Raw genomic sequence first — 21,207 nt, 5'->3', positions numbered from 1 at the left:
TGCAGGGATGTCCCAGCACCATCCGGCGGCGTGCACCGGGGAACAACCGAGGTACCGATCCGTAGGGGTACGTATCTTTTGCCCGTGATCGGCCCGAAAGACGGTTCCGTATCCGGCTGAATGCTCCCTACCCTGCGTAAATGACCTCACCAGTGTTGGTGGGACGCGGCGAGGAACTGGCCATGCTCACCGCTGCCGTCACGAACGCGCCGTCGGTGGTGTTCGTCGAGGGTGAGGAAGGCGTGGGCAAGACCCGCCTGGTCGCCGAACTGGCAGGGGTGGTGGGGCACTGCCAGCCGCTGCGTGATCCCTTCCCGTACGGCGTGATCTTCGAATGTCTTGGGGCGTCGGCGGACAAGCTGACCGGCCGTCTTGGCGCGATCACGGGCGCGCTCCGGCCGTATCTCCCTGAGCTGGCCGACCGTCTGCCGCCCGAGCCGCTCGGCGATCCCGCGGCCGAGCGGCACCGGCTGTTTCGCGCGGTCCGCGACCTGATCACCGCCACGGGCAGGCTAACCCTGGTCATCGAGGACATTCACTGGGCCGACGAAGGCACCCGCCAGCTGCTGCGGTTCATCCTGACCGACCAGCCGCCCGAACTATCGCTTGTTCTCACCTACCGGCGAGAAGACCTCCCAGGCGGAACCACCCTCGGCCGAGCGTTCCGGCCCAAGCGCAGCACCCACATCGTGCTCAAACCACTGGATCCGGACAGCGTCCGCAGCCTCGCCGAAGCGATTCTGCGCAGGCCTGTCTCGCACGAGTTCGCGACGACCTTGCACAAGCGCACGGCCGGAATTCCGCTCGTGGTCGAAGAGACCATGCGCGCGCTGAGAAATCCGGACGCACGCCTGTTGGACACGGTCGAAGTCCCTGCGTCGCTGCGGGAAGCCATGATCGAGCGGCTTGACGGCCTGCCCACGATCGCGCGCGGTATCGCCGAAGCCGCAGCTGTTCTGGGCGTACCCGCGGGAATCGAGGCATTGAGCGCGATCGCTGTCGAGACGCAGGCACGTACCCAGCAAGCGATCACGAAACTGCTCGAAGCCGGTGTCCTGATCGAACCGATCCAGAACAAGTACGGCTACCGGCATGCCCTCGCACGCCGCACGGTGTACGACTCACTGCCCGGCCCGCGTCGCCAAGAATTGCACCTGCGCTCGGTGCGTGTCCTTTCCAGACTCCAACCACGGCCGCTCGTCCAACTCGCGGAGCACTGCAAGCGCGCGGGACTGCTGCAGGACTGGTTGCGTTACGGCGAGCAAGCCGCTGACACCGCGATGGACGCGGGCGACGCGTCCACGGCGATCGAGCTGCGCTGCGCCTTGGTCTCCGAACCCGAAGTGCCCGCCGCGGATGTCGACCGGCTGGCCACGAAGCTGTGCCAGGACGCCTTGGCTGGCCTGCACCAGCATGAAGTGACCGCGCAGTTCGAGCGCCTGCTGGCCGATCCGCGGCTGTCCGACGAGGTTCGCGGCGAGGTACAGCTTGGCCTTGGGCTTGTCCTCGTCCGCGGTTATGACGAGATCGACCGGGGGCGGACCGAGATCGAGCTGGCGTTGCCTGCCCTGGCGCATCGTCCGGAACGCGCGTTGCGGGGAATGGCAGTGCTCGCAATGCCATACCTTGGCACGGCACCGCTTGCCGAGCACCTGGTGTGGCTGCGGAAGGTCGAAGAATGCCTCCCGGACGCGCCGTCGGTGCGGATCGCGCTGCTGGCCAACGTCCTAGGCGCCAGGATCCACATCGAAGGCGTCATCGACGAGCTCACTCCACCGCAGGCCGATGACCCGGAAAGCACCCGGCAACTCGCGCGGCTGTACAACAACATCGCCGACTCGTATTCGTGGGTCGGCCACTACCGTTGGGCCGCAAGGTACTTGCGTACCGGCTTGGACCTGGCGACCCGATCGGGCGCGCCCTACATCGTGGGAACCGCGGAAGCCACCAGGATCAGGCTGGACTGGCTCGCCGGCCGTTGGTCCGGTTTGGACGAACGAGCCCGCCAGCTCGCCGAGGTCTACGAACACCTGCAGCCGGTGACAGCCGAGCTCTACCTGGTGCGCGGCTGGTTGGCCACGGCCCAAGGCGACTGGGACACCGCGGTCGGCTGCTTCCGGCAAACCGGCCTTGACGCACCGGAAAGCGCGATCGCGCCGGTCGTCATCGCGGCCTTCGGCGGGATGGTCTCGTTGCTGCTGGCCCGTGACGATCCCGAAGGCACCGCGTGCCAAGCGGACATCGGCCTGAAGGTTCTGCGCCGCAAAGGAGTCTGGTCCTGGGCCGGCGAGATCGCCGGTCAAGCCGTTGAGGCGTACCTGAAAGCCGGTCGCGACGAGGACGCCCACGCGCTGTCTCGTGAACTGGCAACGGCATTGATCTCGCTGGACGCACCCTTGGCGCGGGCCGCGCTGACCGTGTGCCGTGCCCACCTCGGCTTCGAGACCTTCGAAGCCGCCCGGCGCCACTACGACAGCCTTGGCCAGCCGTATCGCGCGGCACAACTGGCTGAACGTGGTGCCACGACACCGGAAGCCCTCAACGAACTCGCCGCGCAGTACGAACTGCTCGGCGCGACCACGGACGCCGCCCGCTGCCGGCACCTCATCCGCACCACCGGCGGCCCCGTCCCCTCACGCCGGGGCCGCCGTGGCTACGGCAACGAGCTGTCCCCCAGGGAACTCGACGTCGCCCGGCTGCTGGCGGCCGGGCAAACCAACCGCGAGATCGCCTCGGCGCTGTTCCTCTCCCGCCGGACCGTCGAGCAGCATGTCGCCAACATCCTGCGCAAAATGGGCGTCAGCTCGCGGCAGGATCTGATTTCTTGACCGTCGCCGACAACGGCCACAGCAGCCAGATCCCGGCGACGACCGACAACGTCGGGATCGTGTCCCGCCACAAGGCCGCGGTGTGCTCCGGCGTGCTCACGACGAAGATGAGCAATGCCATCACGCCGCACGCGATCGCGTACGCCAGCATGAATTTCCCCCACTCGCGCCATTCGTAGCGGACGCGCGCCGATCCCGATTTCGGCGGCTTCACCGGCGGCGGACCGCTGATCCGCCCAGCGCATCATGCTGTGTCCGAACGCGACACTGACGCCGAGGTACACCGCGGCCAGCCCATGGACGGTCCCCGCCGACCCCACCAGGCCCGCGCCGAGCACGACCCAGAACCCGATCTCGCACGCCAGGATCAACGTCACGATGAGCATGCGCCAAGCCTGCGTGATCGCAGTGGGAGAAGACGTCACGCATGAGTACAGGTGCCTGTCATCCCTTAGTACGACCCGGCGCGTTCGGAACCTGTGCTGTGATTGTCGACGTGATTATGACCGGAGAATTCCAACGTTACGGACAGCGTCCCTGGTGGAACGTGTTCGTGGCTGGGGTCTTCTTCGCCGTCGCACTCGTGCTTTACGCCTTGGACCTGTACGCGCTCAGGACCGACAACCAGCTTCCTCTGTGGATTCTGGTCATCCAGTCCGCGGTGTTGTGTGTCACGCAGATGTTCCGCCGCAAGGCGCCGCTGCCCGCGTTGGTGATCGCGTCCTGCATCCTGCTCTACGACATCACCTACGACCTGCCTCTTCCGGTGATGTTGGTCTTCATCGACCTGCTGTTCAGCGCGACGTTGAGCGCCAGCAAACGCGCGGCCTGGGTGATCCTGGGCGTCATGACCGTCCTCGCACTGGGCATCTCCGTGACGGACGGCATCGTGTCGGAGAACTGGCGGCGCGCGTTCTTCAACATGGTGAACCTGTTCACGCTGCTGATCGTCCCGGTCTGGTGGTCGTTCAACATCCGCCAGCACGACGAGCTCCTGCACGCCGAACGGCAGCAGTCCCGGCAGATGCGTCAGATCGCCGAGCTGGACCGGCGGACCGCGGTCAACGCTGAGCGCTCGAGGATGGCCCGCGACCTGCATGACGTGGTCGCCGGGCATCTCTCGGCGATCGCGATCCAGTCCGAGGCCCTGTTGTCGATGATCGACGACGAGAACGAGCGGAAACTCGTCCGGAAGGTGCTGGAGTCCGTGCGGGAGAACAGCCTCCAGTCGTTGGCCGAGATGCGCTCGATGATCGACCTGCTGCGCGCGGAAGGCGGCGCGCCGGACCCACGCACCGCGCCTGCCCGTCTGGCCGAATTGGACAAGCTGCTGGACTCCGCCAAAGCAGGCGGGCTTTCGCTGCAAGTGCGCAAGTCGTTCGACGAGCTGCCCGTCGCGGTAGACCTGGCGGCGTACCGGATCATCCAGGAAGCGCTGACGAACGCCCTGAAGCACGCGGGCGGCGGCGACGCGCGGGTCGAGGTGCAGGCCGTGGACGATCAGCTGGTCATCGAAGTCACCAACGAAATGACCGGACCGCCGGGCAAAGGCACCGGGACGGGGCTGGTGAACATGCGGGAACGCGCACACGCGGTCGGCGGGGATTTCCAGGCAGGTCCCTGGCGCGGCGGCTGGCGGGTGCGTGCGGTGTTGCCCACGGGAGGAGTGGCGAGTTGATTCGGGTATTGGTCGCGGACGACCACGCGGCGATCCGCGCCGGACTGGTGCTGATCCTGTCCCGCGCGGACGGCATCGAAGTCGTCGGCGAAGCAGGAGACGGCGCCGCGGCCGTGCGGATGGCCCGGACATTGCGGCCCGACGTGGTGCTGATGGACGTGCGCATGCCCGGCATGGACGGCATCGAGGCGACCGAGCAACTGGTCCGCGAAGACGTGTGCGACGTCCTGGTCCTGACCACATTCGACCTGGACGAGTACGTCCACGGGGCGTTGCGCGCCGGTGCGGCCGGCTTCCTGCTGAAGTCCGTTGAGGCACCACGCCTGGTCGAGGCGATCAAGCACGTCGCGGAAGGCGACGGCGTCCTCGAACCCAAGGTGACGCGGCGTCTGCTGAACGCGTTCGCGGCCAGCGCACCGAAACCGGCCCGCACCCCGCCCGGGCTCGACCAGTTGACCGAACGGGAACGGGAAGTCCTGATCTGCTTGGCGGAAGGACTGTCCAACCAGCAGATCGGCCGCAAGCTGTACATCGGTGAGACGACCGTGAAGACGCACGTGTCGCGGGTGCTGACCAAGTTGGACCTGCAGTCCAGGGTGCAGGCCGCGATCCTGGCCCAGGACGCGGGCCTGGTTCCTGACTAGCTGAAGAGTCAGCGTGCGGGAGGCCGTCGCGTGGCTCCGTGGCGTAGACCGTCGACAAGGACCGCAACGATGCGCTGGTTGTGTTCGGGCTCTCGCCCGGGGACGGGCTGGGACAGCTGAGTGATGGCGTGCAGGAGATCCTCGGCGCTGATGTCATCGCGAACCGTGCCGTCGGCCACTGCCGCGTCGAGCAGCGCCGCGAGGGCGGGGCCGAGTCGCTGCATGAAGTAGCCGGGTAGTCCCGAGAATGCCGGATCGCCCGAGTGCAGCGCCGAGGCGAGTCCGCGTTTGGTCGCGAGCAGTTCGGTGAACCGGTGGATCCACTGGGCGAGGGCTTCTGCCGGCTCGTGCGCGGCACTCAGTTCCGGGCCCGCGTCGGCGACGGCGTCGATCCCGCTTTCCACGACGGCTTTGACCAAGTCAGAGCGCTGCGGGAAGTGCCGGTACAGCGTGCCGACTCCTACTCCGGCCAGGTCGGTGATCTCCTTCGCCGGTGCGTCCACGCCGGAGGTGGCGAAGACGGTCCTCGCGGCCTCGATCAACGCGTCGACGTTGCGTCGCGCGTCGGCCCGGCGCCGGCGCGGCGTCGTGTTCGGGTGCACCACATCTCCTCCGCTTGCGTAACCGGAAAAGCTTTCCGTATAGTTCCGGAAAAGCTTTCCACTTACCGTGAGCCTACGGCATCCCAACCACCGCAGGGAGAACCCGTGCAGTACCGCACACTCGGCCGGACCGGCATCCAGGTCAGCCCCTACGCCCTGGGCACCCTGATGTTCGCCACCGCCATGGGCAACGCCCCCGAGGACTCGGCCCGCATCATCCACAAGGCGCTGGATGCCGGCATCAACTTCATCGACACTGCCGACCGCTACGGCGACTCCGAGGACGTCGTCGGCAAGGCCCTGGAAGGGCGCCGGGACAACGTCGTGCTCGCCACCAAGTTCGGCCTCCCGGCCGGGCAGGACCCCAACCACCACGGCGCCTCCCGGCGCTGGATCGTCACCGCCGTGGAGAACTCACTGCGTCGCCTGCGGACCGATTACATCGACCTCTACCAACTTCACCGCCCCGATCCCCGCACTGACATCGAGGAAACCCTCTCCGCGCTGACGGACCTGATCCAGAGTGGCAAGGTCCGCGCGATCGGCGCCTCGCAGACCCCCGCGTCCGGCATCGTCGAGGCTCAGTGGGTCGCCGAGCGGCGCGGCCTCGCACGATTCCACACCGAGCAGCCGGCGTACTCCATCCTCAACCGCGGCATCGAACGTGAGGTCCTGCCCGCCACCCAGCGCTTCGGCATGGGCGTCCTGGTCTGGGGTCCGCTCGGCCAGGGCCTGCTCACCGGCCGCGTGCGCAAGAACGAGGACAACAACCTACTGCGCGCCGGCCTGTTCCAGCATTTCAACGACGAGCGCCGGCTCGACACGGTCGAAAAGCTCATCCCCCTCGCCGCCGAGGCAGGCCTGCCCATGACCCACCTCGCGATGGCGTTCACCATCGCCCACCCCGGCGTCACCAGCGCACTGATCGGCGCCCGCACCATGGACCACCTCGACAGCCTGCTCACCGGCCTGGACGTCACCCTCACCGACGACATCCTCGACCGCATCGACGAAATCGTCCCGCCCGGCACCGACATCGGCACCCTCGACCAGGCCTACCAACCCCCAGCCCTGGAGAACCCGGACCTGCGCCGCCGCCCCCTGACCGCACGCGCCGCGGCCTGACCGATGAAACGGCTCGGCGCGACCATCGTGGCTATGCGCGGGACGACATAGCGTTCGGTAACCAGCCGCCTGATCGTGGCGATCTCCTGCGTCCAGTCCACACGGCGACACGTACCACAACGTGGACGAAGAACTCCGCCCAAAACTCACAAACCGAACACCCAGCGAAGTCGCCAAGATCACCAACCAGCCCCAAGGCAGCCCCCGCCCATCCCAAGGGGGTGGGGCGGCCCCGAGCGTCAATTCTAGTCGGGAAATGGCGTCTGGCCTGCGAGATCAGGGGACTTGTCCGTGCGAACGGTCCGTTCGTACGGTGTTCACTCGGATGCGTTACGTCCAATGGGACGGCGGTTTGGCGGGTGTTACTTGCCGACCACATGGTGAGATGATGCGTGGCCAGGCGCGGACCAGGCCTAAGGTCCGTGCTGGTCACCCGAACAGCCGACTACGGAAGGTGCCGTTGTCCGACCCCTTACCGCTTGGCGGCGATGTCACGCCGGGTGCCGCGCGTTCGCTCCCGGCCGCCCTGTGGCGCGCGATTCGCCGCGATGCGTGGACATTGACCTGCGCGATCATGGTTGTCGCGATTGTCCTGCTCGCTGTCGGCGCCGACCTCTGGGTTGCCATTGAGGGCCAGGATCTGGGCGAGAATCTCGACGCGCTCGGCCCGGACGGGCTGCCTGCCGGTGCGCTTGGTGGTGTCAGTGGCGATCACTGGTTCGGCGTCCAGCCGCTGCGAGGCGTCGACCTGTTCGCGCTCGTTGCCTACGGCGCACGCGTCAGCCTGCTGGTCGGCCTTGGTGCCACCGTCCTGGCCACGGTTCTCGGTGTGCTGATCGGGGCCAGTGCGGGATACATCGGCGGCTGGTGGGACCGGATGGTCTCGTGGGCGTCGGACGTGATGCTCGGCTTCCCGTCCCTGGTCTTCATGATCGCGCTCGGCGCCGTCGCACCCATCGAGTTCCCGCGTCAGCTGCTGCTGATCGTCGTGCTCGGGATATTCGGCTGGCCGCGGGTCGCACGCATCGTCCGCGCGCAGGTGCTCAGCTTGAGCAAGCGCAACTTCGTGTCGGCGTCCAGGGTGATGGGCGGCGGTACGTGGCATGTCTTCATCAAGCAGCTGCTGCCGAACCTGTGGGCGCCGATCATCATCGTGTCCAGCCTGACGATCCCGTCGATGATCGGCAACGAGGCCGCGCTGTCGTTCCTCGGTGCCGGTGTGCTTCCGCCGACGCCAAGCTGGGGACGCACCATTTCGGACGCCATCGACTACTTCGAGACCGATCCGATGTACCTCGTCTTCCCCGGGCTGATGCTGTTCCTGATCACGTTGGCGTTCAACGTGGTCGGCGACAGCATCCGGGATGAGTTTGACCCGAGGTCGGAGGGCCGGGGCTGATGCGCGTCTTCAAATTCGTGGCCGGCCGCTTCGCGGGCATGGTCGTCGTCCTGCTGCTCGTCTCGTTCATCACGTTCCTGGTCTTCTACGTCCTGCCGTCGGATCCGGCTCAGCTCGCGTGCGGCCGTCCGTGCTCGCCGCAGGCGCTGGAACTCGCGCGTGACTTCATGGGCTACAACGTGCCCTGGTACCAGCAGTACTTCGACTTCATCGGCGGGATCTTCACCGGCCGGACGTTCGGGTCCGGCCAGACCGCGATCCAGTGCCCGGCACCGTGTTTCGGGTACGACTTCCAGAACAACGCCGAGGTGCTCGACCAGATCCTCGACCGGGTCGAGGTGAGTGTCTCGGTCGCCATCGGTGCCGCGATCATCTGGCTGATCACCGGCGTCGGGCTCGGTGTCGTCTCGGCGCTCAAGCGTGGCACGCCACTGGACCGGATCACCATGGGCGTGGCGATGGCGGGTGTGTCGATGCCCGCGTACCTCGCCGGAATGCTCGGCATCACGATCTTCGCGTTCGGTTTGGACGTGGTGCCCAAGAACGGTTACGTGCCCATCGGCGAGGACGTCGTGCAGTGGGCGTGGCATCTCGTCACGCCGTGGCTGGTGCTGGCTTTCCTGCACGCCGCGATCTACGCGCGGCTCACGCGGGGCCAGATGCTGGAGACCCTCGGTGAGGACTTCATCCGCACGGCCCGCGCGAAAGGCCTGACCGAGCGCAAAGTCGTTGGCAAGCACGCGTTGCGCAACGTCCTTTTGCCCGTGGTCACGGTGTTCGGTGTGGACCTCGGCCTGTTGCTCGCCGGAACCGTGATCACCGAACGGATCTTCAGCATGCCGGGTGTCGGCATGCTGCTCGTCGACTCGATCAGGAGCTTGAACCTGCCGATCCTGCTTGGCGTCACGCTGTTCGCGGCGCTGGCGGTCACGGTCGTCAACTTCCTGGTCGATCTGTTTTACGGTGTGCTCGACCCACGGGCACGCCTGACATGAAGGGGAACCCATGAAACGCAGGCATTCGCTCGCCGGGATCGCAGCGGTGGCCGTGTTGCTGGCCGCCTGCGGCGCCAACGACAAGCCGGCGGGGCAGGACGGGGGCGGCACGGTCAAGCAGGGTGGAACGCTCTACTTGCTGGCCGACTCGCCGACCCAGCAGTACGACCCGGCACGCAGCTCCAGCCTGGTCGTGACCGGCCTGCAGTTCGTGCACCGGCGCTTGACGTCGTGGAAGGTCGCGCCCGGCCAGGACACGACGATCGTGCCCGACCTGGCCACCGACACCGGCAAGCCGAGCGACGGCGGCAAGACGTGGACCTTCACCCTCAAGGACAATCTGAAGTACAGCGACGGCACGCCGATCAAGTCCGAGGACGTCAAGTGGGGCCTCGAGCGGTCGTTCGCGCCCGCGTTCTCCGGCGGTCTGGCCTACCACAAGGATTTGCTGTCGCCCGGCCTGACGTACAAGGGCCCGTTCGAAGGCGGCCAGGAGCTCAGCTCGATCGAGACGCCGGACGACAAGACGATCATCTTCAAGCTCGCCCGCCCGTACGGTGACTGGAACTGGGTGGCCAGCACGCCCGCGTTCGCGCCGGTGCCCAAGGGCAAGGGTGCGGAGGCCAACTACGGCGAGAAGCCGGTCGCTTCTGGCCCGTACCAGATCGAGACGTTCGAGCGCGGCAAGCAGGCTGTGCTCGTACGCAACACCAACTTCGACCCGAAGAGCGACGAGACGCGCCCGGCGTACCCGGACCGGGTCGTCTGGCAGTTCAGCCAGCAGACCAACGTGATCTCCAAGCGGTTGATCGACGACAGCGGCGACGACAAGAACGCGTTCGGTGTCTCGTTCGCCTCGCCCGCGCAGCTCGCGCAGATCACCGGCAACGCGTCGGCCAAGTCCCGTCTGGTCACGTCGGAATCCGGTGCGCTTGCTTACCTCGCGCTGAACACGCAGCGCGGCAAGCTGACAGATGTCAACGTGCGCAAGGCTTTCCAGTACGCGGTCAACAAGTCAGCCTTCCAGGTCGCCAGCGCGGGCAACGCGCAGCTGGCGGGTGACATCGCCACCACGCTGATCACGCCCGGTCTGGCCGGTCGTGAGCAGTTCGACCTGTACCAGACCAAGCCGGAAGGTGACCCGGGCAAGGCCAAGGACATGCTGGCTGCGGCCGGCCTGCCGAACGGCCTGGATGGCCTGGTGCTGGCGACCCGTGCGGAGAACGACTGGCCGCGCAAGGCCGAGTCGATCCAGTCGGGTTTGGCCGCCGCAGGCATCAAGGTGACGATCAAGCCGCTGGACGAGGAGACCTTCACCGCCGAGGTGCAGAACAAGGACAACCCGGACTACGACCTGGTGCTCACCTCGTGGCAGCCGGACATCCCGTCGGCCAACGCCAACATCCAGCCGCTGTTCCAGTCCACTGAGATCGGTGGCGGTGGCTACAACACCGCGCGGTACAACAACCCTGAGGTCGACCGGCTGATCACCGAGGCACAGGCCACTGTGGACCAGGCTGAGGCCGGCAAGAAGTGGGCCGAGCTGGACCGCAAGATCCTGGCCGACTCCCCGGTCGTCCCGCTGATCTACACCCGCAACTCGTACCTGCACGGTACGAAGGTCGGCAACGTGAAGATCGGCCGGTTCCCGGCGTACGCGGACTACCGGCAGTTCGGAATCATTCAGTGACGGATCTGCTTGAACGTAGCCATTTGTTGATTTTGGACAGTGTCGAAGTCAGCTTCGGCTCCGTCCAAGCGGTGCGCTCGGTCTCCTACTCCATCGCGGCAGGCGAAGTCGTTGCCGTGGTGGGGGAATCGGGCTCGGGCAAGACCGTGACGGCCATGTCCCTGCTGGGGTTGCTGCCGTCCACCGCGAAGGTGTCCGGCCGTGCCCTGCTGGACGGCCGGGACCTGTACGACATGCCGCCCGCGGACCTGCGCAAGGTCCGCGGCGGTGACGTCGGCATGGTGTTCCAGGAACCGATGAGCGCGCTCAACCCGGTTTTCACCGTGGGCGACCAGCTCGTCGAGGCGATCAAGGCGCATCAGGAACTGTCCACAGCGGACGCCCGCAGCCGGGCGATCGAGTTGCTGGAACTGGTCGGCCTGCCCGAACCGGCCCGCAGGTTCCGGTCGTACCCGCACGAGCTGTCCGGTGGTCAGCTGCAGCGGATCGTGATCGCGATGGCGGTGGCCAACGAGCCGAAGTTGCTGATCGCGGACGAACCGACCACCGCACTGGACGTCACGGTCCAGGCGGAGATCCTGGAGTTGCTGCGGGACCTGCGAAGCCGGCTCCAGACAGCGATCCTGCTGATCACGCACGACATGGGCGTGGTTGCGGACCTCGCCGACCGGGTTGTGGTGATGTACGACGGCCAGGTCGTCGAACAGGGCACGGTGACCGACATCTTCACTGCGCCGAAGGAGAAGTACACCCAGGAGCTACTCGGTTCGGTGATCACGCTCGGCTCCCGGGCGACCGAGGGCGTCGAACGAGCGCTTGCTTCAGACCTGGTGGTCCGCGAGAACCACCTCGCGGTCGCCGACCACCCGGCGACGGAGTCCGTGCCGGACGTGCCCGCCGACAAGCCGGTGCTGAGCGTGGAAAACCTGTCGGTGGTCTACGGCGGCAGGTTCCGGGCGATCTCCGTGCACGCGGCCGACCGGGTCAGCCTGCACATCGAGCCTGGTGAGGTGCTCGGGCTGGTCGGTGAATCGGGCTCCGGCAAGAGCACGGTGGCCGGCGCGGTCACCGGCCTGGTCAAGGCGACCAGCGGCTGCGTGCGGGTCAATGGCGTCGACATCGCGCGCGTACGCGGCCGAGCGGCCAAGGCGTTGCGGCGCAACATAGGCGTGGTATTTCAGGACCCACTGTCGTCGCTGAACCCACGTACCCCGGTCGGCGACAGCGTGGCCGAGCCGATCCGGCTGCACAAAGCACTCAACGGGTCCGGTGTGGACAAACGGGTCGCCGAGTTGCTGGAATCAGTCCAGCTTTCCGCGTCGCTACGGACTCGATATCCCCATGAATTGTCCGGCGGGCAAAGGCAACGCGTGTGCATCGCACGGGCATTGGCCCTCAATCCGACCTTGCTGATCGCGGACGAGCCGACCAGCGCGCTGGACGTGTCGGTGCAGGCCAAGGTGCTCGACCTGTTCCGTGCCCTGCAGGAGGAACACGGCTTCGCGTGCCTGTTCATCAGCCACGACCTAGCGGTGATCGAGCAGCTAGCCGGACGCGTCGCAGTGATGCACCGCGGCCACGTGGTCGAACAGGGCCCGACAAACGGCGTGCTCGCCGAGCCGATCCACCCGTACACCCAACGCTTGCTCGCCGCAGCGCCCGTTGCCGACCCCGAAGAGCAACGTCGCCGCCGTGAGGCCTGGCGCCAGCTCGCCTAGCGCGCCGCCCGGATCTGGTCGAGCCACTGCATGCCCAGCTGACGTCCGTTGGGCAGTTGGTCGCCGCGATCCCAGCGCCACGTGGTGATCATCGCCAGCACGAGGATCCGGCACTGGCGTAGCAGGTCCTGATTGACGCCCGGGTAGTGCTCGCTGACTTCGTCGGGAGCATGGGCGAGGTCGAATTCGACTGGCCCGCGGCAGCACGTCTCAAGGTCTATGAACAGCGGCCCATTGTTCGTGGAGAGCACGTTGCCTGGGTGCGGCTCGCCGTGCAGCAGCTGCTCGGCACAACCGTGCTCGCTGATCATTTGTCTCAGGTCTCGCAACGTGTGGCCGAGAAGCATCCGGTCCGCGTCGGCGAGCTCCGGAGTGCGATCGCGGCTTGCCACGAGTTGTTGGGCCTGTTCGACTCGATCGGTGAAGTGCGGCGTGGGCACATCGAGTTTCCGCATGCCGGTATGCAGCCGATGAAGGGCATGGGCGTAGTCAGCCGCCGAGATCTCTGGAAGCGTCGCAGGTTCGTAGTAGGTCCATAGCGTGACAACGAAGCCATCACGCTCGTAGACGCATGGCTGCACTCGAGGCTCGAGAACAGCCACTGGGCTCCCGGCTTCGGTGAGCCGTTGAGCGAGCTCGATTTCCAGCTGTGCGACCTGATTCGCTACGGGTGCCACTCGGGCCAGGACGTCGCAAGGCAGCAGACGCAAAGTGAGCTTGTTCGAGTCCTGCAGGACGATCGCGTCCTCGACTGCCAGCTCAAGTGATGAGGCGATCGACATGGCTGCGTCCACCGCACGCGGAACCTCTGACGCCTGCATCGTCGCCTGGTTCCTCTCCTTGAGCGCGGCCTGGCGCACCATACCAACGCAGCGCCGCGTTGGCGCGCGACTTTTGGGGCTGGACATGACCTTCGGTTGCGCGTAGGACGACGGCATGGGCACGAGAAGAACGTTCTTGTCTGCATCCATCGCCGCGGCCGCGGTGGCGAGCGCCGGTATCCCGGCCGGTGCCGAGCAACTCGGGGACCGCGGACCCGGCAAGCCGGTCAAGCCACAACCGCCGGACGCCGAGCTCAAGCAGATCCTGCGGGAGATCGATCACCGGAGGATCGAGGCGATCGTCCGCAAGCTGGCCTCGTTCGGCACCAGGCACACGCTGTCCTCGCAGGATGATCCGGTTCGAGGCATCGGCGCGTCCCGTGACTGGATCTTCGCCGAGATGAGCAAATGGGCCAACGAGAACATGAAGGTCGAGCTGCAGTCCTACATCCAGCAGCCTGCGCCGCCCCGCATCCCCGAGGCGGTCCGGATCACCAACGTCATGGCCACCCTGCGGGGATCCACATCTCCTGACCGGATCTATGTGGTCTCCGGTCACTACGACTCACGCTGCACCGACGCGAACGACTTCACCAAAGACGCGCCAGGCGCGAACGACGACGCCTCAGGTGTCGCCGTCTCGATGGAGCTGGCGCGGATCATGTCGAAGCGGCGGCCGGAAGCGACCATCGTATTCGCGGCCGTCGCCGGTGAGGAGCAAGGCCTGCACGGCGCCAGGCACATGGCGACTCAGTACAAGGCCGCGGGGGCGGACATCCAAGCGATGTTCACCAACGACATCATCGGCAGCAGCACGGCCGACGACGGCACCCGCGACCCCCGGACGGTACGGCTGTTCGCCGAAGGCGTCCCGACCGCGGAAACCCCTGCGGAAGCGAATACCCGGCGGTCTGTCGGTGGCGAGAACGACTCGAGTTCACGCCAGCTCTCACGGTTCGTGCGAAGTGTCGCGGTGAACGACGCGACCGGAATGAACGTACGCGTGATCTACCGCAGGGACAGGTATCTGCGCGGCGGCGACCACATCCCATTCTTGGAACAGGCCTACCCCGCGGCCAGGTTCACTGAGCCGAACGAGAACTACGCGCACCAGCACCAGGATGTCCGGGTGGAGAACGGTGTGCAGTTCGGCGACCTGCCGGAGTTCTGCGATTTCCCATACATCGCAAGGGTCGCGAAGGTCAACGCGGCCACACTCTGGTCATTGGCGAACGGTCCCGGCACGCCGAAAGGCGTCCGGATCAACACATCCAGGCTGACCAACGAGACAGATCTGTTGTGGCAGCGTGGAACCGAGCCTGACCTCGCAGGTTACGAGGTCGTCTGGCGCGAGACGACAGCCAACGACTGGACGCACTACATCGACGTCGGCGACGTCACGAAAGCCGTGATCGACCTGTCCAAGGACAACGTGTTCTTCGGCGTCCGCGCCTACGACAAGGCAGGACACCGCAGCCCGGTCGCGTTCCCGACACCGCAGTCCTGAAGTGACGTGAAGGGCCGCGTCCGGACGCGGCCCTTCACGTCAATGGTCAGACCTTGACGCAGACGTAGTCAGTCGAGGCGAGGGTAGAACCGCAGATCAGAGTGCCGTCCTTGTAGTTCCTGTTCGGGTACACCTTGTACGTCTGGCGAGGCGTCGGCGAGGTCCAGCTGTTGCTGGCGATGAAGATCTTGAGGCGCTGCCTTGCATCGCCATTGCGCACCGAGAGCGTGACGTCGGCCACCCGCTTCACATCATTGGAGCCGTCGTAGATGTCGGCTGCGATGCAGAAACTGGGATTGCAGTTCGACTTGACATCGGCGTGTGCCGTTCCGGCGTTGATGGTTGCCATGGCGCCCAGTGCGGCAACCCCAGTGAGTACGGAAGCGATTTGTTTCTTCATGCCAAGAAGACTGAAGTACGCGACTCCAGCAATCCTTGTGATCGACTGCAAGCCGATCACAAGGGTGCGCTAGTTGCCGACTTCGGTGATCCGGACGACCGCGGTGCCTGCTTCGTCGGAAGCCGCAAGGTCCACCTCACCGGAGATCGCCCAGTCGTGGTCACCGGCCGGGTCGTCGATGATCTGCCGGACCAGCCACATGTCCGGCTTCTGCTCCACAATGAACAGGTGCGGTCCGCGGGCCTCGGGACCTGCCGGAAGCGAGTCGTGCTCCTCGAAGTACGGCGTGAGGGCTTCCTGCCATGCCTCGTAATCCCAGCCGTCGGCGGCGTCGAGCTGGCCAAGCTCGTAGTAGTTGCGGCGGGACGCCAGTTCCACCCGGCGGAAGAACGCGTTGCGCACCAGGACACGGAAAGCGCGGGCGTTCTGGGTGACGCCGGGCGGGATGTCGTCCTGCTGCTGGATTTCCTCGTCGTCCGGGTTGGCCAGCTTCTCCCACTCGTCGATCAGGCTGGAGTCGACCTGGCGGACCAGTTCGCCGAGCCATTCGACCAGGTCCTGCAGCTCGTCGGTCTTGGCCTCGTCCGGCACGGTCTGCTTGACGGCCTTGTACGCGTCCGCCAAATACCGCAGTACCAACCCTTCCGAGCGGGCGAGCTGGTAGAAGCTGACGTAGTCGGCGAAGTTCATCGCGCGCTCGTACATGTCGCGCACGATGGCCTTGGGTTCAAGGTGGTAGTCCGCGACCCACGGGTGGCCTTGCCGGTACATCTCGTACGCCGCGTGCAGCAGTTCGGCGAGCGGCTCGGGATGCTTGACGTCTTCCAGCAACGCCATCCGCTCGTCGTACTCGATGCCCTCGGCCTTCATCTTGTTCACGGCTTCGCCGCGCGCCTTGTGTTGCTGCGCCGACAGAATCTGCCGTGGACTTTCCAAAGTGGACTCGATGACCGAGAGAACGTCCAGCGGGTAGCTCGGCGATTGCTTGTCCAGCAAGTCGATCGCGGCGAGGGCCAGCGGGGAGAGCGGTTGGTTCAACGCGAAGTCGAACTGCAGGTCGACGGTGAGCCGGACCGTACGGCCGGTCTCGTCGGGTTCGTCCAGCTTCTCGACCACGCCCGCGGCGACCAGGGCGCGGTAGATCGCGATCGACCGGCGGATGAGCTTGCGCTGTGACGCGCGGTCCTCGTGGTTGTCCTCAAGCAGGTGCCGCATGGCTTTGAACGCGTCGCCGGGGCGGCCGATCACGTTCAGCAGCATGGAATGGCTGACCGCGAAGCTGGATGTCAACGGCTCGGGCTCGGCCGCGATCAGCCGCTCGAACGTTTGCTTGCTCCACGAGACGAAGCCCTCCGGCGGCTTCTTGCGGACGACCTTGCGGCGCTTCTTCGGGTCGTCACCCGCCTTGGCGAGCAAGCGCTCGTTCTCGACCTCGTGCTCCGGCGCCTGGACGACGACGTTGCCGACGGTGTCGTATCCCGCGCGACCGGCCCGCCCGGCGATCTGGTGGAACTCACGCGCCTTGAGGTGCCGCGTCCTCGTGCCGTCGTATTTGGACAGTCCGGTGAACAGGACGGTCCGAATAGGAACGTTGATCCCGACGCCGAGGGTGTCCGTACCGCAGATGATCTTCAGCAGTCCGGCCTGGGCGAGACGCTCGACCAGCCGCCGGTACTTCGGCAGCATGCCCGCGTGGTGCACGCCGATGCCGTGCCGGACAAGGCGGGACAGTGTCTTGCCGAAGCCGGACGTGAACCGGAACCGCCCGATCATCCGGGCGATTTGGTCTTTTTCCTCGCGCGTGGAGACATTGATGCTCATCAACGCGCTGGCGCGTTCGATCGCCGACGCCTGCGTGAAGTGCACGACATAAATCGGGGACTGGTTGGTGTACAGCAGTTCCTCGAGCGTCTCGTGCAACGGCGTCATCGCGTAGTTGTAGTAAAGCGGGACCGGCCGCTGCGCCGAGCTGACCACAGTGGTCTGTCGCCCGGTACGGCGCGTGAGGTCCTTTTCGAACCGTGTGACGTCACCGAGCGTCGCGGACATCAGGATGAACTGGGCTTTGGGCAGCTCGAGCAGCGGAACCTGCCACGCCCAGCCGCGCTCGGGCTCGGAGTAGAAGTGGAACTCGTCCATGACGACCTGGCCGACGTCGGCGTCGGCGCCGTCACGCAGCGCGATGTTGGCCAGGATCTCGGCGGTGCAGCAGATGATCGGCGCGCCCGCGTTCACACTGGAGTCGCCGGTCATCATGCCGACGTTCTCGGCCCCGAACACCTCGCACAGATCGAAGAACTTCTCCGACACGAGGGCCTTGATCGGGGCGGTGTAGTAGCTGCGCCGCTGCTCGGCCATGGCTGCGAAGTGCGCACCCACCGCGACCAGGCTCTTACCCGAGCCGGTCGGTGTCGCCAGGATCACGTTCGATCCGGAGACGACCTCGATGAGGGCCTCCTCCTGCGCGGGGTAGAGGCTCAGCCCACGGTCGGCCGCCCAGGTGGAGAACGCGTCGAAGAGGGCGTCCGGGTCAGGGCTGGCGGGTACGAGTTCGGTGAGTGTCATGACCCTTTCAAACTTAGCCGACGGCGGTCGGTTGTCCGGCGGCCGTGCGACCCTGGTGAAGTGATCGACCTCGAGCCAGTCCTGGCGCGCACGGCCAGGCTGCGCGGGATGACCGCCCACCGGATTCGGATCCGCGAGGACGGCGTGCTGACGTTCCTGCTCAGTCACGCGGATGATCAGCGGTGGACCGTGTGGATCTACTCGAACGCGTGGCGGGTCGAATCGGCGACGAAGGTCTTCGCCACCGCGCGTGCGCTCAACGGCCGACGCCTGCAGGGCGTGGACATAGTACTGCCAAGCCTCGACACCACGTTCAGGTTCTCCACGCGCGCACTGCGGGTGTTCCCAGTCACCGCGCGGGAGGAGACGCAGTCGTGGCAGCAGTGGTCGTTGCGCTCACCCGACGGCGAGGTATGGGACATCGGCCCGGGCACGACATGGGCGATCCGATGAGCCTTGAGCGCGTGTACGGCCTGGTGGGCTGGACCGTCCAGGAAGCGCGGCTGAACCTGCTGTCGGGTTCGTCGGTCACGATCGAGCTGGGTGGCTGCCTGGTGTTGGTCAACGACGCCGCGTGGCGGATCGAGGACGACGAAGAGTTCCTGGTGGCGAGCGGGGACGACCGGGACTACATCAGGGGAATGATCACCGAGCTGGACGGCAGAACGCTGACGGGCGTGGAGGTGTCGAAGTTCCTGGACCTGACGATGGACTTCGACGGGCTGCGGCTGGTCACGTTCGCGTTGCCTGCCGATGAGCACCACTGGTCGGTGCAGTTCGAGGACGACACGGTGTTCTTCGCCGGGCCGCGGGCTGGCGGGACGGGATCGTCCCACCAGCCCAGATGACCTGGGGTCAGTTCGGCTGGAAGAGGCTGAACGACGTGCCCTGGTCGTCGTGGCAGTGCGCGATCCGGCCGAAGCCGGGGATGGGGATGGTGTCGCCGGGCTTGCCGCCGAGCTCACCGATCTTGGCGAGGGTGGCGTCGAGGTCAGCCACGTGGAAGTAGACGCGGCTGGCAGGCAGCTCGGCGGACTTCGGCGCGATCGCGCCCGCGGCCCCGTTGGTGACGAGGTGGTAGTCCTGGCCCTCGAACGGCGCGGTCTGCCACCCGAGCACGGTGCCGAAGAACTTCGTGGCCTTGGCGGTGTCGTCGACAGCGAGCTCGAACCAGTTGACTTCGCCTGACATGGTGTTTTCCCTTCGAGTCGGAACCAACTGACCCGAAGGACGACCAGGTCAGCCGGAACTCGACACCGAGCCGGAAGAAATGTGGAGCAAGTGGTGCCAGGACGACTCGGGGAAGGCCAAGGTGCCGCCGGACCGGTTCTTGGTGTCACGGACAGCGACGATGCCGGGCACGAAGGCAACCTCGACGCATCCGCCGTTGGAACCGCTGCGGCTGGACTTGCGCCACTCGGCAGTTTGAAGATCCATCTTGTCTCAACTTCTGTCGTAGTCGGCTGCAACGCGGGACAGGAACTCCACCGATTCGGGTGAATCGAGTGCTGCCTCCATCAGGATATCGGTCGCTTCTTGAAACGGAGCTACATCTTCTGGCTCATCAACGAACAGCGAAGACCGCTTGTGCTCCAGGTACACGATTGAGCGAGCCTTGGCGAAATCCAGAGTTACGTAGGTGCCGTCGAGGCCGGTGTGAGCCCCTCGCGCGAAGGGAAGCACCCGCACCTCCACATGGGGCAAGTCCGCGTGGGCGATGACATGCCGCAGCTGCTCAGCCATCACCTGCGGGCCGCCGATCGGCCTGCGCAAGGCAGCCTCATCGATGATGACCACATAGTGAGGTGGGACTGGTCGGGTGAGAATCGCCCGGCGCCCCAGCCTCGCGGCGACCATGGCCTCTCTGGCCGACCCGGTGACACCCGCCGATGTGAGGATTTCGCGGATATAGGCCGGGGTCTGCAGAAGGCCAGGGATCCGCAGCATCGACATCTCGACGATCCTGGTGGCATCCGACTCAAAGGTGATCAGAGCTGGAACCTCTTTGGGGAGTTTCGCACCTGTGGTCTCCCACCACCCCGGAAGTCCTGCTTCCCTTGTCAGATTCAGCAATCGTTCTCGCTCAACTCCTGCCACTCCGTAGACCACCAGCAGTGCCGCCATGTCCTCCACTTCTATCACTCGATTGCCCAGCTCGATCCTGTTCAGCGTCGATGCCGACAGCCCTGCCCTCGCCGCTGCTTCCCTTGTGTTCAGGCCTGCCTTCGTGCGAAGGTCCTTCAGTTCCGCCGCCAGGCCCCGAATTCGCGCTGTGCCGCGCTTCTTGGTCATGACTCCAGTGCACCGGGTGGGACATCGCGGCCGCCACTACACGATCGGGGTGGTTGTTTCATGTGCTGGGACAACTTTCCCTTGTGCCACAGTGCATCCATGACTTCCGTGCTGACCCGTGAGAAAGTCCTCGATGTGCTCAACACCTGGATTGGGCAGAACCCGCCTAGCAGATTCGCGATCTGCGAAATCCGGCCTTCCGGTGCGGGCTTCGACGGCGCGCTGATCGCGTGGGGGCTCGCGTCCGCCGATCACGTCCACGTTCACTCCGACACACCGGGGATGAGCGGGCGCTTCCAATCGATGTCGTCACTGTCCTTCTTGTTCGGTGAGTCGTTCGAAGTCGTGTGGATAGACCCGGAACCGGAGGTACTTGACGAATCGGCCTGACCGGTGATCTCATCGAAGGCAGCGTCGCAGTGCACCCGGCAAAGAGACCGTCGAGGGCGCGGAGGCGTGGGACTACAAGGAACACCTTGGATTCGACGAGCCGTATCGCGGCTTTTGGTACCCAACTGATCGAAGTACATGACTGGCTGCGCGAGCAGCTGGCGCAGCTGCGCGCGGATGTCGACGCCGGCACCGCCCAGCCAAGGAAGCTGCAGGCACACTGCCTGACCTTCTGCTCGGCGCTCACCACACACCACACCGGTGAGGACAGTGGTGCGTTTCCCGAACTGGCAAGGCAGTTCCCCGCCTTGAAACCCGTTCTGGAGCAGCTCACGCAGGACCACGACATGATCACGATGCTGCTGAACCGCCTGGAACAGCTGGACTTCGCTGACAAAGCCGAAGCCCAGCGGGAACTCAACGGCATCGAAGCGATCATGGAATCCCACTTCGCCTACGAGGAACGAAAAATCGTCGACGCCCTGAACGCTCTCGACGTACCGGAGTGGGACGGGACGTTCTTGCACCGCGGCTAGCCGCCGTGTCCACCATT

The 21,207-nt window shown here is 65.8% G+C and carries 21 protein-coding genes; 13 read left to right on the top strand and 8 right to left on the bottom strand.

All coding sequences use genetic code 11. The features are described from left to right. Nucleotides 1–140 precede the first annotated feature (140 nt). Complete coding sequence (locus B9C43_RS10250; RefSeq protein WP_084425791.1) at nucleotides 141–2,828, top strand: ATP-binding protein; 2,688 nt, start codon at nucleotides 141–143, stop codon at nucleotides 2,826–2,828. Here the strand turns inward: B9C43_RS10250 and B9C43_RS58430 are convergent. Continuing rightward, the gene (locus tag B9C43_RS58430) at nucleotides 2,800–3,042 is read right to left on the bottom strand and encodes a hypothetical protein (RefSeq protein ID WP_235038546.1); all 243 of its coding nucleotides are present in this window, start codon (nucleotides 3,040–3,042) and stop codon (nucleotides 2,800–2,802) included. The genes B9C43_RS10250 and B9C43_RS58430 overlap by 29 nt on opposite strands. Nucleotides 3,043–3,381: 339 nt before the next feature. Between B9C43_RS58430 and B9C43_RS10240 the strand changes: the two genes are divergently transcribed. After that, nucleotides 3,382–4,506 (top strand): sensor histidine kinase, encoded by a 1,125-nt coding sequence (locus B9C43_RS10240; RefSeq protein ID WP_235038545.1) that lies wholly within the window; start codon nucleotides 3,382–3,384, stop codon nucleotides 4,504–4,506. Continuing rightward, a complete protein-coding gene (locus B9C43_RS10235; protein ID WP_033382076.1) occupies nucleotides 4,503–5,150 on the top strand; it encodes a response regulator in 648 nt (215 codons plus the stop codon). Before B9C43_RS10240 ends, B9C43_RS10235 begins: the two co-directional genes overlap by 4 nt. Before the next feature lie 8 nt (nucleotides 5,151–5,158). On the opposite strand, the gene B9C43_RS10230 is transcribed toward B9C43_RS10235, so the two are convergent. After that, a complete protein-coding gene (locus tag B9C43_RS10230) occupies nucleotides 5,159–5,752 on the bottom strand; it encodes a TetR/AcrR family transcriptional regulator (RefSeq protein WP_200825523.1) in 594 nt (197 codons plus the stop codon). 105 nt (nucleotides 5,753–5,857) lie between these two features. On the opposite strand from B9C43_RS10230, the gene B9C43_RS10225 reads away from it, so the two are divergent. The 5 genes from B9C43_RS10225 to B9C43_RS10205 all read left to right on the top strand — a co-directional run bounded on the left by B9C43_RS10225 (nucleotide 5,858) and on the right by B9C43_RS10205 (nucleotide 12,679). Next, nucleotides 5,858–6,877 carry an aldo/keto reductase gene (locus B9C43_RS10225; RefSeq protein WP_084425788.1) on the top strand — a complete coding sequence of 340 codons (1,020 nt, stop codon included), beginning with the start codon at nucleotides 5,858–5,860 and terminating at the stop codon, nucleotides 6,875–6,877. A 460-nt stretch (nucleotides 6,878–7,337) separates the two neighbouring features. Continuing rightward, complete coding sequence (locus B9C43_RS10220) at nucleotides 7,338–8,276, top strand: ABC transporter permease (RefSeq protein WP_084427982.1); 939 nt, start codon at nucleotides 7,338–7,340, stop codon at nucleotides 8,274–8,276. Then, nucleotides 8,276–9,271: an ABC transporter permease gene (locus B9C43_RS10215; RefSeq protein ID WP_033382080.1), complete on the top strand. Its 996-nt coding sequence runs from the start codon at nucleotides 8,276–8,278 to the stop codon at nucleotides 9,269–9,271. Before B9C43_RS10220 ends, B9C43_RS10215 begins: the two co-directional genes overlap by 1 nt. A 10-nt stretch (nucleotides 9,272–9,281) precedes the next feature. Continuing rightward, nucleotides 9,282–10,961 carry an ABC transporter substrate-binding protein gene (locus B9C43_RS10210; protein WP_084425787.1) on the top strand — a complete coding sequence of 560 codons (1,680 nt, stop codon included), beginning with the start codon at nucleotides 9,282–9,284 and terminating at the stop codon, nucleotides 10,959–10,961. Between the two features lie 23 nt (nucleotides 10,962–10,984). Beyond that, on the top strand, nucleotides 10,985–12,679 hold the full coding sequence (locus tag B9C43_RS10205) for an ABC transporter ATP-binding protein (RefSeq protein ID WP_084427978.1): 1,695 nt from the start codon (nucleotides 10,985–10,987) through the stop codon (nucleotides 12,677–12,679). Here B9C43_RS10205 and B9C43_RS10200 read toward each other — a convergent pair. After that, complete coding sequence (locus tag B9C43_RS10200) at nucleotides 12,676–13,500, bottom strand: phosphotransferase (RefSeq protein WP_084427980.1); 825 nt, start codon at nucleotides 13,498–13,500, stop codon at nucleotides 12,676–12,678. The two genes, B9C43_RS10205 and B9C43_RS10200, sit on opposite strands and share 4 nt — an antisense overlap. A 115-nt stretch (nucleotides 13,501–13,615) precedes the next feature. On the opposite strand from B9C43_RS10200, the gene B9C43_RS10195 reads away from it, so the two are divergent. Then, nucleotides 13,616–15,007, top strand: a complete 1,392-nt coding sequence (locus tag B9C43_RS10195; RefSeq protein WP_084425786.1) for a M20/M25/M40 family metallo-hydrolase — start codon at nucleotides 13,616–13,618, stop codon at nucleotides 15,005–15,007. A gap of 46 nt (nucleotides 15,008–15,053) precedes the next feature. On the opposite strand, the gene B9C43_RS10190 is transcribed toward B9C43_RS10195, so the two are convergent. Both B9C43_RS10190 and B9C43_RS10185 read right to left on the bottom strand, forming a co-directional pair. Continuing rightward, nucleotides 15,054–15,467: a hypothetical protein gene (locus tag B9C43_RS10190; protein ID WP_143446263.1), complete on the bottom strand. Its 414-nt coding sequence runs from the start codon at nucleotides 15,465–15,467 to the stop codon at nucleotides 15,054–15,056. A 9-nt stretch (nucleotides 15,468–15,476) separates the two neighbouring features. Continuing rightward, entirely contained in the window at nucleotides 15,477–17,972 is a 2,496-nt protein-coding gene (locus B9C43_RS10185) for a DEAD/DEAH box helicase (protein ID WP_084427976.1), read from the bottom strand. 60 nt (nucleotides 17,973–18,032) lie between these two features. Here B9C43_RS10185 and B9C43_RS10180 point away from each other — a divergent pair, with 60 nt between their 5' ends. Then, on the top strand, nucleotides 18,033–18,425 hold the full coding sequence (locus tag B9C43_RS10180) for a hypothetical protein (RefSeq protein ID WP_143446262.1): 393 nt from the start codon (nucleotides 18,033–18,035) through the stop codon (nucleotides 18,423–18,425). Continuing rightward, entirely contained in the window at nucleotides 18,422–18,820 is a 399-nt protein-coding gene (locus tag B9C43_RS10175) for a hypothetical protein (RefSeq protein ID WP_160096468.1), read from the top strand. The genes B9C43_RS10180 and B9C43_RS10175 overlap by 4 nt, the downstream gene beginning before the upstream one ends. Nucleotides 18,821–18,827: 7 nt before the next feature. Here the strand turns inward: B9C43_RS10175 and B9C43_RS10170 are convergent, their stop codons facing one another. From B9C43_RS10170 to B9C43_RS10160, 3 genes are read right to left on the bottom strand one after another with little or no spacing between them, the layout of a single operon-like run. Then, entirely contained in the window at nucleotides 18,828–19,163 is a 336-nt protein-coding gene (locus B9C43_RS10170) for a VOC family protein (protein WP_084425782.1), read from the bottom strand. 48 nt (nucleotides 19,164–19,211) lie between these two features. Continuing rightward, nucleotides 19,212–19,409 carry a DUF397 domain-containing protein gene (locus B9C43_RS10165; RefSeq protein WP_084425781.1) on the bottom strand — a complete coding sequence of 66 codons (198 nt, stop codon included), beginning with the start codon at nucleotides 19,407–19,409 and terminating at the stop codon, nucleotides 19,212–19,214. Nucleotides 19,410–19,415: 6 nt separating this feature from the next. Then, on the bottom strand, nucleotides 19,416–20,264 hold the full coding sequence (locus B9C43_RS10160) for a helix-turn-helix domain-containing protein (protein ID WP_033382089.1): 849 nt from the start codon (nucleotides 20,262–20,264) through the stop codon (nucleotides 19,416–19,418). 99 nt (nucleotides 20,265–20,363) lie between these two features. Between B9C43_RS10160 and B9C43_RS10155 the strand changes: the two genes are divergently transcribed. Further along, nucleotides 20,364–20,654 carry a hypothetical protein gene (locus B9C43_RS10155; protein ID WP_084425780.1) on the top strand — a complete coding sequence of 97 codons (291 nt, stop codon included), beginning with the start codon at nucleotides 20,364–20,366 and terminating at the stop codon, nucleotides 20,652–20,654. Between the two features lie 86 nt (nucleotides 20,655–20,740). Next, nucleotides 20,741–21,190 (top strand): hemerythrin domain-containing protein, encoded by a 450-nt coding sequence (locus B9C43_RS10150; RefSeq protein WP_235038544.1) that lies wholly within the window; start codon nucleotides 20,741–20,743, stop codon nucleotides 21,188–21,190. The last annotated feature ends 17 nt before the right edge of the window (nucleotides 21,191–21,207 follow it).

This window comes from Kibdelosporangium aridum (genome assembly GCF_900176515.1).
GTDB classification, from domain to species: domain Bacteria; phylum Actinomycetota; class Actinomycetes; order Mycobacteriales; family Pseudonocardiaceae; genus Kibdelosporangium; species Kibdelosporangium aridum.
The sequence above is the reverse complement of the archived record's forward strand: the minus strand, read 5'-3'. Positions and strand labels throughout refer to the sequence as shown.